Origin of the sequence: Streptomyces sp. NA04227 (assembly GCF_013364195.1) — a bacterium.
Taxonomy (GTDB): Bacteria; Actinomycetota; Actinomycetes; order Streptomycetales; family Streptomycetaceae; genus Streptomyces.
Window position 1 is genome coordinate 5,646,483 of the sequence record NZ_CP054918.1, and the last position, 12,815, is coordinate 5,659,297.

The 12,815-nt window shown below is 71.0% G+C and carries 10 protein-coding genes; 7 read left to right on the forward strand and 3 right to left on the reverse strand.

The genetic code is table 11. The annotated features are described in order from the left end of the window. The first annotated feature begins 323 nt into the window (after nucleotides 1-323). A complete protein-coding gene (locus tag HUT18_RS24155) occupies nucleotides 324-3,875 on the forward strand; it encodes an ATP-dependent DNA helicase (RefSeq protein WP_176102652.1) in 3,552 nt (1,183 codons plus the stop codon). Nucleotides 3,876-3,900: 25 nt separating this feature from the next. On the opposite strand, the gene HUT18_RS24160 is transcribed toward HUT18_RS24155, so the two are convergent. Then, complete coding sequence (locus HUT18_RS24160) at nucleotides 3,901-4,380, reverse strand: NUDIX hydrolase (protein WP_176102653.1); 480 nt, start codon at nucleotides 4,378-4,380, stop codon at nucleotides 3,901-3,903. A 121-nt stretch (nucleotides 4,381-4,501) separates the two neighbouring features. Continuing rightward, nucleotides 4,502-4,909 carry a hypothetical protein gene (locus HUT18_RS24165; RefSeq protein ID WP_176102654.1) on the reverse strand — a complete coding sequence of 136 codons (408 nt, stop codon included), beginning with the start codon at nucleotides 4,907-4,909 and terminating at the stop codon, nucleotides 4,502-4,504. A 661-nt stretch (nucleotides 4,910-5,570) separates the two neighbouring features. On the opposite strand from HUT18_RS24165, the gene HUT18_RS24170 reads away from it, so the two are divergent. The 4 genes from HUT18_RS24170 to nudC all read left to right on the forward strand — a co-directional run bounded on the left by HUT18_RS24170 (nucleotide 5,571) and on the right by nudC (nucleotide 9,398). Then, complete coding sequence (locus HUT18_RS24170) at nucleotides 5,571-6,170, forward strand: dihydrofolate reductase family protein (protein ID WP_176102655.1); 600 nt, start codon at nucleotides 5,571-5,573, stop codon at nucleotides 6,168-6,170. A 113-nt stretch (nucleotides 6,171-6,283) separates the two neighbouring features. After that, nucleotides 6,284-6,682, forward strand: a complete 399-nt coding sequence (locus HUT18_RS24175; protein WP_176102656.1) for a hypothetical protein — start codon at nucleotides 6,284-6,286, stop codon at nucleotides 6,680-6,682. A gap of 299 nt (nucleotides 6,683-6,981) precedes the next feature. After that, entirely contained in the window at nucleotides 6,982-8,385 is a 1,404-nt protein-coding gene (locus HUT18_RS24180) for a dipeptidase (RefSeq protein WP_176102657.1), read from the forward strand. 53 nt (nucleotides 8,386-8,438) lie between these two features. Beyond that, nucleotides 8,439-9,398 (forward strand): NAD(+) diphosphatase, encoded by a 960-nt coding sequence (gene nudC, locus HUT18_RS24185; RefSeq protein WP_176102658.1) that lies wholly within the window; start codon nucleotides 8,439-8,441, stop codon nucleotides 9,396-9,398. 47 nt (nucleotides 9,399-9,445) lie between these two features. Here nudC and HUT18_RS24190 read toward each other — a convergent pair whose 3' ends face one another. Further along, nucleotides 9,446-9,703 (reverse strand): mycoredoxin, encoded by a 258-nt coding sequence (locus HUT18_RS24190; RefSeq protein WP_176102659.1) that lies wholly within the window; start codon nucleotides 9,701-9,703, stop codon nucleotides 9,446-9,448. A 282-nt stretch (nucleotides 9,704-9,985) separates the two neighbouring features. On the opposite strand from HUT18_RS24190, the gene HUT18_RS24195 reads away from it, so the two are divergent. Together HUT18_RS24195 and HUT18_RS24200 are read left to right on the forward strand one after the other, a co-directional pair. Further along, the gene (locus tag HUT18_RS24195; protein ID WP_176102660.1) at nucleotides 9,986-12,205 is read left to right on the forward strand and encodes an ATP-dependent DNA helicase UvrD2; all 2,220 of its coding nucleotides are present in this window, start codon (nucleotides 9,986-9,988) and stop codon (nucleotides 12,203-12,205) included. A 161-nt stretch (nucleotides 12,206-12,366) separates the two neighbouring features. Then, nucleotides 12,367-12,696: a hypothetical protein gene (locus HUT18_RS24200; RefSeq protein ID WP_176102661.1), complete on the forward strand. Its 330-nt coding sequence runs from the start codon at nucleotides 12,367-12,369 to the stop codon at nucleotides 12,694-12,696. The last annotated feature ends 119 nt before the right edge of the window (nucleotides 12,697-12,815 follow it).

Genomic DNA, 12,815 nt, shown 5'->3' on the forward strand with positions numbered 1-12,815 from the left:
GGTGTGAAGGTGAGGGTGGCGCCGGTGTCCGTATCTTGGGGCCCCCACCCCCCCAACCCCCACCCCCGCGCCCCCAACCCTCCGCCCCCAGCCGAGCCAGCCGCGACCTTCACATGCTTCCCGCCTCGCCTCGCCCGGCCCCGCCGTGTCAGGCCCTCGCCCCGCGCCCGGACCAGCCCGTCGAGACACGAGTATGCGCGGATGCCGAACGCGACGCCGGGCCCTGTGGATAACTCAGGGCCAGGGGCTCGTGGCCAACGTCGGATCGCGGCAGCCTGTGGACAACCCGAGGGCTGTCGGTGCGCGCGGCTAGCCTCTTTCCCGTGACCGCACGACTGACCGATCCCGAGCAGCTCAAGGAGCTCCTCGGCATCCCCTTCACCCCGGAGCAGACGGCCTGCATCACCGCGCCGCCCGCCCCGCAGGTCGTCGTGGCCGGAGCAGGCTCGGGCAAGACCACCGTGATGGCGGCGCGCGTGGTGTGGCTGGTCGGCACCGGACAGGTCGCCCCAGAGCAGGTGCTCGGCCTGACCTTCACCAACAAGGCGGCCGGTGAACTGAGCGAGCGGGTGGCCAAGGCGCTGGTGAAGGCGGGCATCACCGACCCTGATCCGCTCGATCCGGACAACCCACCGGGCGAACCCCTCATTTCCACCTATCACGCCTTCGCCGGACGCCTGCTTACCGATCACGGCCTGCGCATAGGCATCGAGCCGACGACCCGCCTGCTCGCCGACGCCACCCGTTTCCAGCTCGCCGCGCGGGTACTGCGCGAGGCCCCCGGCACCTATCCGGCGCTCACCCGTTCCTTCGCCGACCTGGTGGGCGATCTGCTCGCCCTCGACAGCGAACTGGCCGAGCACCTGGTCGAGCCCGGCGACCTGCGCGCCCACGACACCGCACTGCTGCGCGAGCTCGCCGAGGCCCGGCTCGGCAACGCCGACCTCCGCAAGATCCCCGAAGCGGCTGCCGCCCGCCGCGAACTGACCGGCCTCGTACTGCGCTACCGCGAGGCCAAACGCTCCCGCGACCTGCTCGACTTCGGGGACCAGATCGCCCTGTCGGCCCGTCTCGCCCACGGCTGCCCAGAGGTCGGCGCCCTGCTGCGCGAGGAGTTCCGGGTGGTGCTGCTCGACGAGTACCAGGACACCTCCGTCGCCCAACGCATCCTGCTCGCGGGCCTGTTCGGGCGCCGCACCGGCCACCCGGTGACCGCGGTCGGCGACCCCTGTCAGGCCATCTACGGCTGGCGCGGCGCCTCCGTCGCCAACCTCGACGACTTCCCGGAGCACTTCGCGCACCCGGACGGCAGCCCCGCCGCCCGCCACTCCCTCAGCGAGAACCGGCGCAGCGGCGGCCGCCTGCTCGACCTCGCCAACGAGCTAGCCGCCCCCCTCCGTGCGCGGCACGCCGGCGTCGAGGCCCTGCGCCCCGCCACCGGCGCGGAACACGACGGCCTGGTGCGCTGCGCCCTGCTGCGTACGCATGCCGAGGAAATGGACTGGCTCGCCGACTCCCTGGCCCACCTGGTACGCACCGGCACCCCGCCCGGCGAGATCGCCGTGCTCTGCCGCACGGCCACCGACTTCGCCGAGATCCACCGGGTTCTGGTCGCGCGGGACATCCCGGTCGAGGTCGTCGGCCTGTCCGGGCTGCTGCACCTGCCGGAGATCGCCGACCTGGTCGCGGTGTGCGAAGTGCTCCAAGACCCCGGCGCGAACGCCGCGCTGGTACGTCTCCTGACCGGCCCGCGCTGGCGCATCGGCCCGCGCGACCTGGCCCTGCTCGGCCGCCGCGCCCGACTCCTCGTACGCCACCGGGACTTCGGCGCGGACGCCGACGACACCGATGGTGCCGAAGCGGCAGACCGGCGCCTCGCCGAAGCGGTGGAAGGCGTCGACCCGGCGGAACTGATCTCCCTCGCCGACGCCCTCGACACCTTCCTCGAGAACCCGGCGCGAGACGGTCAGTCCCATGCCCTTGCCGACGACGACGGACTGCCGTTCTCGGCGGAGGCCCGGACGCGGTTCGCCCACCTCGCCGCCGAACTGCGGGAAATGCGCCGCTCCTTGGCGGATCCCCTGATGGACGTCCTGCACCGGGTCCTCTCCGTCACCGGCCTAGAGGTCGAACTCTCCGCCTCACCACAGGCACTCGCCGCCCGCCGCCGCGAGACCCTCGCCAACTTCCTGGACATCGCCGCCTCGTTCGCCGCACAAGAGAGCGAGGCGGGCCTGCTCGCCTTCCTCGGCTTCCTGCGCACGGCAGCCCAGTACGAGAAGGGCCTGGACAACGCCCTGCCCGGCGGCGAGAACACGGTCAAGGTGCTCACCGCGCACCGCTCCAAGGGCCTCGAATGGGATGTGGTCGCCGTCCCCGGCCTGGTCAAGGGGACCTTCCCGAGCAGCCAGGGCCGTGAGAAATGGACCGCCCAGGGCAAGGTCCTGCCGCACGCCCTGCGCGGCGACCGCGACACCCTGCCCGAGCTCACCTCCTGGGACGCCCGTGGCCTCAAGGCCTTCCACGAGGAGATGAAGGAGCACCAGAGCACGGAAGAACTCCGCCTCGGCTACGTCACGTTCACCCGCCCCCGCTCCCTGCTGCTCGGCTCCGGCCACTGGTGGGGCCCCAGCCAGAAGCGCAGCCGGGGCCCTTCCGACTTCCTCCAGGCCCTCTCCGCGCACTGCCTCGCGGGACACGGCGAGATCGAGGCCTGGGCGGAGGAACCGGCGGCCGACGAGGAGAACCCGGCCCTGCACGAGACCGCCGCTGAACGCGTCTGGCCCCTGCCCCTCGACCCCACCGCCCTGGAACGCCGCCGCGCCGCCGCCCGCACCGTCCTCGCGCACCTGAACCGTCCGCGCCGGCCGGAGCCCGAGCCCGAGCCCGAGTTGGAGTGGGCGGGCGAAGAGTGGGTGCCAGGAGAGGACGAGTGGGACGAGCCGCCGCCGGAACCGGACTGGGACGGTGACGGCTACGGCGACGGATACGACGGAGAGGCCTTTAACGGTGACGGCCATGGTGACGAGGGCGACGGCGTGGACGCGTCGTACGCGCCCCGGGCCGTCCCGGTCGGACCGGCCGCACCGATCGCACCGGTCCCGCCGGGTCCCCGCGCCTCGCAGGAGGATCTGACACCGGAGGAGGCCCGTGCGGTCGCTTCCTGGGACCGCGACCTGCGGACGCTGACGACGGAACTCCTGCGCGCCGGACAGGACATGACAGAGGTCGTCCTGCCCGCTTCCCTCAGCGCCTCCCAGGTGGTCCGGCTCGCCTCGGACCCCGAGGGCCTCGCCCAGGAACTCGCCCGGCCGATGCCGCGGCCACCGCAGCCCGCGGCGCGCCGGGGTACCCGCTTCCACGCCTGGGTCGAGTCCCGCTTCGAGGAACTGCGGCTACCGATGCTCGACCCGGAAGACCTCCCCGGCGCCGAGACCGAGATCGCCGACGAACACGACCTCGACTCCCTGAAGGACGCCTTCGAACACGGCCCCTACGCCCACCGCACCCCGTACCGGGTCGAGGCTCCCTTCCAACTCGCTCTTGCGGGAAGGGTGTTGCGCGGCCGCATTGACGCGATCTACAGCCTCGGCAGCACGGGCGAACCGTCCACCGACGGCCCCGCCCCGCGCTTCGAGATCGTCGACTGGAAGACGGGCCGTACCGACAGCGCCGACCCACTACAGCTCGCGATCTACCGCCTGGCCTGGGCCGAACAGCGCGGCCTCTCCCCGGAGTCGGTCACCGCGGCCTTCCACTTCGTACGCACCGGCCGCACCGTACGACCCTCCGCACTCCCGGGACGGGAAGAACTGGAGCGGTTGCTCAGCGAGGAACCCATAGGGGAAGAGGAACAGGGCGGGGAGCGAGCGTGAGTGAGTGAGAGAGACGTCTACGTCCTCATGCGTACGTGCTGCGCCCCGGACCGGAATCGTCCGGAGCCAACAGCCCCAGTACGTCCAGCAGTTGAGGTGGCTCGACGGGGTCGGTGAGCGAAGCCAGGTCCGCGCGGCTGAACCAGCCGTGCGTGTCCAGGGATGTCCGTTCGTGGGGGAGTAGCCCGGCCCGAGTCAGAGACGGTTGCTCGGTGGCGAACCTGGCGAGATAGAAACGCTCGGTCCCGATGTACCGCTTGCCGTTCCACCACACATCGCGGTCGACCGGCACCGACCGGTCGAGGACGGAGTCCGGGTCGAGCCCCGTCTCCTCGGCCAGTTCGCGCCGCGCCGCCTCCAACGGCTCCTCGCCGGGCTCGATGCCCCCACCGGGCGGCTCCCAGAGCCACGTCCCGTCGAACGGGTCACGCCAGCGCAGAAGCAGTACGCGATGTGCGGCGTCCAGACACAGGACCCTGACAGCCGGTCGTTGACTCGTCTCCACGGTCCGGACGGTACGCGGTGCCGGAAATGTGGATCAAGGCGCGAGGGCGCGGCGACCGGTTCCGTAGGTGTTCATCGTCCGCCACCGCATGTGCCGAACAGTCGGCAGCCCAGGAGCACCGTCACGTCCCGGAGTCGAGCGGCGGCCGGCTGGGGCCGTCGGACGCGGCGGCCCCGTACAAGTGGCCGTAGAGGCGGTTGAGTCGGGCGTCCCGTTCGGCGTCCTCGTCGGGTCCGACCGCCGACGAGCCGGAGCTCCAGGGCACCGGGCAGGGCGATGAGTGTTCCGGGTCCGGGCACAGGACCCGGGTCAGTTCTTCGCTCAGGGCTTCCGCTTCCCGGCCCCCTGCGAGGGTTCCGACCCGGATCTCATGGACGCGGCGTGCGCCGGGTTCGGCTCCGGGATGCTCGATGCGCCACTGCTCGGGAAGCTCGTCGTAGAACTCGCCGATCGGCATGTCGCCGCACGCGGTGGGCTCGTCCTGTCCTGCGATGTGCAGGACGTGAGGCAGGCCGCGCTGCCGGAGCACTGCGGCGAATCCGTCGACTGCCGCGCGCAGCCCTTCCTCGTCCGCGAAGACACCGAGGTGAAGCTCGCAGAGCCTTTCCGCTCGCCCTCGCCCTGGCCCTGGCTCCGGCCTCGGCACCGACTTCGGCTCCGGCCTTGGCGCCAGGCCCGATGCGGGTGCCGGTTCCGGCCGGTGGTTCGGGAACGGCGGTTGCGGTTGCGGCTGCGGAAGGGGAGGAGGCTGGGCGGGCAAGGGCACTCCGTGTGTGGGGAGGAGGGGAAAGTTGGTGGTGGTGTCCGGGGCGCCGGAAGGGCGCGACGTGCGCGTGCGAGGCGCGGCGTACGACGTGCGACGGCCCACCTTGCCACGGCATTTCGGTCGTTGCTTCCCGTTTTCTGCTGGGCGGTCGACCCGGCTCGGCCACGGCCGTGAACAAAAGATCGAACGGGAGCGATGATTTTCCGGCGCCGCCCCGGTCTCTGTTTACGTGAAGCCGCGAAGCTGCGGAGCAGGGAACTCTGCGCGTGGCGGGGCGTTCATACGGCCGGTATGGCCGACCGTGTAGCCGTAGGGCTGTAGGACCGTAAAGCCGTAGGGCCGTGGGACCGGAAGTCCACAGGTCCACAAGTCGATGTCCGCGGGGCCGTGTTGGCGGCACCGCAACGAACCGGGAGTGCCTCGAATGCGTGTTGTGATCACTGAATTCATGAGTCTGGACGGCGTTGTGCAGGCGCCGGGCGGTCCCAAGGAGGACACCGACGGTGGTTTCGCCCACGGCGGCTGGACGCACCCCTTCTTCGACCCGGAGGTGGTCGGCGGCGCGTTCGACGCGGCGCTGGCCAACGCAGAGGGACTGCTGTTCGGGCGCCGCACCTGGCAGACGATGGCCGCGGCATGGCCGGGCCGGGCCGGGGACCCGTTCGCCGACCGGATGAACGCACTGCCGAAGTACGTGGTGTCCGAGACCCTGAGCGACGACAAGCTGACTTGGAACAACACCACGCGTATCGCGGGCGGCGACGCCGTCGCCCGGATCCGGGAACTGCGTGCCACCGGGGACGGCGACCTGGTCGTGATGGGCAGCTCCTCGCTCGCCCGCACCTTGCTCAGCGAGGGCCTGGCCGACGAACTCCGGCTCCTGATCATGCCGGTGCTCCTCGGCGGCGGTAAGACGATCTTCCCCGGCGACGGCGCCCTGCGCACGCTGCAACTGGTCTCCGCCACCACCAGCCCGAACGGGGTGCAGGTGTGCGTGTTCCGACCGGCGGGCGAGGGGGCCTGACCGGCATCCGGTCAACCTCCCCCAGCTGTTCGGGAGTTGTGTCCCGTCTCCTACCGCCCGCGCTCGCTCCGACCGGCCTTCGCCACCCGCCATGGGCGGCGTAGGCTCCGGACATGGAGGGTGCTCTGCCGTTCGTCGTGATCGTCGGTGGCATGGCCGTGGTGATGGCCTGCTGCGCGTGGTTCGCCGTGCTCGCGCGCCGCAGGGGTGGGGCCGGTGGCGCGATCGCTGCCGCGATGGCCGCCCACGACGAGGCGTTCCGCGCGACGGCGCACGAGTCCCACTACGAGATCCAGGCCCAGAGCGAACGCCGGGACTCGGTTCTGTCGCCGGACGGAAAGATGTCACCGACCGGCGGGGAGCGGCGCCGCGGCGCCAAGGCGGGCAGGCCGGGAGGCTGGACCGCCAGAACCGCCAGAACCGCCAGAACCGGGAAAGCCGCTGGAACCGGGAAAGCCGCGAGGAGCGCGAGAGCACGAAGCGCGAGAGCGGGAAGAAGGACGCACGAGTGAGGCCGCGTACGTAGAGACGCGTGCGTGAGGCCGTTACGCATCACCCCATCCCGGCACCCCATCCCGGGCCCGATCCGATGCCCCGCGTCCGTGCCGTTGCCGGGGGCGCGTGCCCGGGCAACAAGCAACAAATTCGAGCCACATCGACCGCCTCCGGCTCCCTCCGGCTCGGCTCCTGCAAGTACCGCCCCCGACCGACCTGGCCCACCTGCCCGGCACCACCACCCCACGCCAGGAGTGACCAGGCAGACAGCACATGCCCGCCGGACGCCCCGCCGCGGCCGGATAGGCTCGGCGGCATGAGCGAGACCCCGGACAACGCCGTCCGTACCTATATCGGCACCCAGCGTGACGCCTTCCTCGGCGACCTCGCGGAATGGCTGCGCATACCCTCCGTCTCCGCACAGCCGGAGCACGCTGCGGACGTCCGGCGCAGTGCCGACTGGCTCGCCACGAAACTCAAGGAGACGGGCTTTCCCACCGTCGAGGTCTGGCCGACGGACGGACTGCCCGCCGTGTTCGCGCACTGGCAGTGCGAGGACCCCGAGGCGCCCACCGTCCTCGTCTACGGCCATCACGACGTGCAGCCCGCAGCCCTCGCGGACGGCTGGCACACCGAGCCGTTCGCGCCCGAGATCATCGACGGCAAGCTGTACGCGCGGGGCGCGGCCGACGACAAGGGACAGGTCTTCTTCCACACCCTCGGCGTCCGTGCCCACCTCGCCGCGACCGGGCGCAGCACCCCCGCGGTTCACCTCAAGATGCTCATCGAGGGCGAGGAGGAGTCCGGCTCCGAGCACTTCCGCGCCTTGGTCGAGGAGCACGCCGAACGCCTCGCCGCCGATGTCGTGATCGTCTCCGACACCGGCATGTGGTCCGCCGAAACCCCCACCGTGTGCACCGGCATGCGCGGCCTGGCCGAGTGCGAGATCACGCTGCACGGCCCCGACGAGGATCTGCACTCGGGCTCGTTCGGCGGCGCCGTCCCCAACCCGGCCACCGAAGTGGCCCGCTTGGTCGCCGCGCTGCACGACGAGGACGGCCGCGTCGCCGTTCCCGGCTTCTACGACGGGGTCCGCGAACTCACCGACCGGGAACGCGAACTCTTCGCGCAGCTCCCCTTCGACGAGACCGCCTGGCTGCGTACCGCCAAGTCCCGTGCCCTGCGCGGCGAATCCGGACGCACCACCCTCGAACGTCTCTGGGCCCGCCCCACCGCCGAGGTCAACGGCATCGCGGGCGGCTACCAGGGCCCCGGCGGCAAGACGATCATTCCCTCGTCCGCGACGGTGAAGCTGTCCTTCCGCCTCGTCGACGGCCAGGAACCCGAGCACATCGCACGCGTCGTGACCGACTGGGTGGCCACCCGCCTCCCCGAAGGCATACGGCACCGTACGACGTTCCACCCCGGCACCCGGCCCTGCCTCGCACCGCTGGACCACCCCGCGCTGCGGTCGCTGGCCCGCGCCATGGGCCGCGCCTTCGGCAAGGAGATCCTCTTCACCCGCGAAGGAGGCTCGGGCCCGGCCGCCGATCTGCAGGACGTACTGGGCGCCCCGGTCCTCTTCCTCGGCATCTCGGTACCCTCCGACGCCTGGCACGCCCCCAACGAAAAGGTCGAACTCGACCTCCTCTTCAAGGGCGTCGAAGCCGGCGCCCACCTCTGGTCCGACCTCGCGGAGAACTGGCCCCGGGCCCACTGACCCGCCGCCCCCGCACAGGCCCCGCCCCAGCCGCACTCTCCAGCCACCGGGAGTTGGAAGCACCCGTGACCACCTCGACCGACCACAGCCCCGACCGTCCGATCGCGCTGACCGCACCCAGCGGCATAGACCGCGCGGCGCACCACCGGCTCGACGAAGCCTGGCTGGCCGCCGCCTGGAGCCACCCCTCCACCCGGGTCTTCGTCGTCTCCGAAGGACAGGTACTCGTCGACGAGACGAGCGAGGGCCGCACGGAGATCGTGACGACGCCGTCCTTCGAGGCGCCGCCCACCGAGTCCCACCGCTACTTCCTCGGCAACGACGAGGACGGCGTCAGCTACTTCGCCCTGCAGAAGGACAGCCTGCCCGGACGCATGGACCAGTCCGCCCGCCCGGCCGGGCTGCGCGAGGCGGGCCTGCTGCTGTCCCCGCGCGACGCCGCGCTCATGGTGCACGCCGTCGCCTTGGAGAACTGGCAACGGCTGCACCGCTTCTGCTCGCGCTGCGGCGAACGCACCGTGATCACCGCGGCCGGCCATATCCGCCGCTGCCCCGCCTGCGGCGCGGAGCACTACCCGCGCACCGACCCCGCCGTGATCATGCTGGTCACCGACGAGCAGGACCGCGCCCTGCTCGGCCGCCAGATGCACTGGCCCGAAGGCCGGTTCTCCACCCTCGCCGGATTCGTCGAACCCGGCGAGTCCATCGAGGACTCCGTACGCCGCGAGGTCTTCGAAGAGGTCGGAGTCACCGTCGGCGAGGTCGAGTACCTCGCCAGCCAGCCCTGGCCCTTTCCGTCCAGCCTGATGCTCGGCTTCATGGCCAGGGCCACCTCCGCGGAGATCAACGTCGACGGCGACGAGATCCACGAGGCCCGCTGGTTCTCCCGCGAGGAGCTGGAGAAGGCCTTCGCCTCCGGCGAGGTCCTGCCCCCGTACGGAATCTCCATCGCGGCACGCCTCGTCGAGCGCTGGTACGGCAAGCCGCTGCCCAGGCGCACCAAAGCGCTCTGAGCCGGCCGGCGGGACTCGGCCCCGGGGCGTACCCGGGGCCGCACCGCTCAGGCCCCGAGTGCCTGCTTCACCTGAGCCAGGCTCGGGTTCGTCATGACCACCTCGGCCCCACCGGCCGTCGGCAGCACCCGCACCGTGGGTACGGTCTGGTTGCCGCCGTTGGCCTGCTCCACGAACGCGGCCGACTCCGGGTCCTGCTCGATGTTTATCTCGTTGTACGCGATGCCCTCACGCTCCATCTGGCTCTTCAGCCGACGGCAGTAGCCGCACCACGTCGTGCTGTACATCGTCACAGTGCCCGACATCTCTCGCGCTCCTTCACAGGTTCGGGGCGGACTCGAAACTCCGTCCTCGCCACAGACCGAACGTGCGGGCACGTTCGACCATTCCCGGATGCCGCCCAAAGCGGGACGACTCACAGGCACGATGCGGGACCGCGGCGGGACACCCAGATTTGTACCTTGTCCCGGCCGAAGCCCGCCCCGCGTTGTCCACAGCCCCGCTCGTACAGTCCGCAAATGTGACCGTATCCACGGGCCTGTGGACAACCGGCACGCCCCTCGGCGGCGACCTGGCAGCATGGCGGGGTGACCACAGCCACGCACTCCACACTCTTCCCGGACGGACACGGCGCGAGCCAGTTCGCGGCCCCGCCGCGCGACGCCGACGCCGTACTGGAAGGGCTCGACCCCGAACAGCGCGAAGTCGCCACCGCGCTGCACGGGCCCGTGTGCGTGCTCGCCGGAGCCGGAACCGGAAAGACCCGCGCGCTCACCCACCGCATCGCCTACGGCGTCCACGCCGGAATCCTCCAGCCCGGCAACATCCTCGCCGTCACCTTCACCAACCGCGCCGCGGGCGAGATGCGCGGCCGCCTGCGCCAGCTCGGCGCCCAGGGCGTACAGGCCCGCACCTTCCACTCCGCGGCCCTGCGCCAGCTCCAGTACTTCTGGCCCAAGGCCGTCGGAGGCGAACTCCCGCGCATCGCCGAACGCAAGATCCAGCTCGTCGCGGAAGCCGCGGCCGTCAGCGGCACCCGGCTCGACCGCAGCGAGCTGCGTGACGTCACCGGCGAGATCGAGTGGGCGAAGGTCACCCAGACCGTCCCCGCCGACTACCCGGCCGCAGCCGCCCGCGCAGGCCGCCAGATCTCCCGGGACCCCGCCGAAACCGCACAGATCTACGCCGCCTACGAACGCCTCAAGAGCGACCGCTCCGTCATCGACTTCGAGGACGTCCTCCTGCTCACCGTCGGCATCCTCCAGGACCGCCACGACATCGCCGAGGCCGTACGCGCCCAGTACCAGCACTTCGTCGTCGACGAATACCAGGACGTCAGCCCCCTGCAACAGCGCCTGCTCGAACTCTGGCTCGGTGAACGCGACAACCTCTGCGTCGTCGGCGACGCCAGCCAGACCATCTACTCCTTCACCGGCGCCACCCCCGACCACCTCCTCGACTTCCGCACCCGCCACCCCGGCGCCACCCTCGTCAAACTCGTCCGCGACTACCGCTCCTCACCCCAGGTCGTCCACCTCGCCAACGGCCTCCTCCTCCAGGCCCGCGGCCGCGCCGCCGACCACCGGCTCGAACTCGTCTCCCAGCGCGACTCCGGCCCCGAACCCGCCTACCGCGAGTACCCCGACGAACCCGCCGAAGCCGAAGGCGCCGCCCGGCGCATCCGCGACCTCATCGCCGCCGGCACCCCGGCCTCGGAGATCGCCGTCCTGTTCCGTACGAACTCCCAGTCCGAGACCTACGAACAGGCCCTCGCCGACGCGGGCATCGCCTACCAACTGCGCGGAGCCGAGCGGTTCTTCGAACGCACCGAAGTACGCGAGGCCGGTGCCGCACTGCGCGGGGCCGCCCGCTTCGGCGGCAACGACGCCCTGCTCGACGACGCCGTCGACCTGCCCTCCCAGGTCAGGGCCGTGCTGTCCACCAAGGGCTGGCAGCCCGTCCCGCCCGCGGGCTCCGGCACCGTCCGCGAACGCTGGGAATCCCTCGCCGCCCTGGTCCGCCTCGCCGAGGACTTCGCCCGCGCCCACCCGTCCGCGACCCTCGGCGACCTCGTCGCCGAACTCGACGAACGCGCAGGCGCACAGCACGCCCCCACCGTCGACGGCGTCACCCTCGCCTCACTGCACGCCGCCAAGGGACTCGAATGGGACGCCGTCTTCCTCGTCGGCGTCGCCGAGGGCATGATGCCCATCTCGTACGCGAAGACCGACGAACAGGTGGAGGAGGAACGCCGCCTCCTGTACGTGGGCGTCACCCGCGCCCGCCGCCACCTCTGCCTCTCCTGGGCCCTGTCCCGCTCACCCGGCGGCAGGGCGGGCCGCCGCCCCAGCAGATTCCTCGACGGGCTGCGCCCCGGCTCCACCGGCGGCGTCGGACACAGCGCCGGAGCGGCCGGGGGCATCGAACGCGGCACGGCCACCACCGTGACGAGCAGGCCCCGCCCCACCACACGAACCCCCGCCCGCTGCCGCGTCTGCGGACGGACGCTCACCGACGCCGGTGAGATGAAACTGATGCGCTGCGAGGACTGCCCCTCCGACATGGACGAGGGCCTCTACGAGCGCCTTCGCGATTGGCGCAGCACACAGGCCAGGCTCAGCGGCCAGCCCGACTTCTGCGTCTTCACCGACAAGACCCTGATCGCCATCGCCGAGGCAGTCCCCGAGGACGCACGCACGCTCTCCCGCATCCCCGGTGTCCTCGCCCGCAAACTCCAGCGGTACGGCAACGATGTGCTCGCCATTTGTGCAGGTCAGAGCCCCGAGGCGAGAGAAGCTGAGGACTGATACGAATTCGTCGAAAAAATAGTTTGCGTACGCCGCAGTCAGCCCCATAGGTTCTAAGCACACGCGACAGAGGCTTCTGTGAAGCGCTGGACACGTGGTGTACTTGAACGTCCCGGACCGGTTCCACCGGTCCCCCGAGACGCCGAGAGGAGGCGATTGAAGTGATCAGCATCATCAAGACCAACCCCGTCAGCACCGTAAAAACGGTCGATTGCTCTGTCGTCTCCAGCAGCCTGCTCGGCTTCTCGAACCTGGGAACCGGTCTGTCCGGCATGTCCGCCGGCTTTGCGGTTTCCGGTGTCGAACTCTCGGGACTCGGCTCCCGTGAGCGCGCTGAGCGACCGACGCAGGCACCGGGGGCAGTAGCAGTGGCAGCCATTCAGGCCTATGCCCCTGCCGCAGCCGGTGCCGGCAACCCGAAGCAGGAGCTGACTCAGCACCACACGATGTGGGCCTTCCGCGGGCTCAAACCCTGGAGCGATCCAACCTGATCCACGATCAGGACGGCAGCCTCCAGGGCCGCGGAACCCCACCCGGGATCCGCGGCCCTTCTGTTTTCTCCGGACGAGAGAGAACACAGAGGAGATGCCACGGGATGCAGGACCCGGTA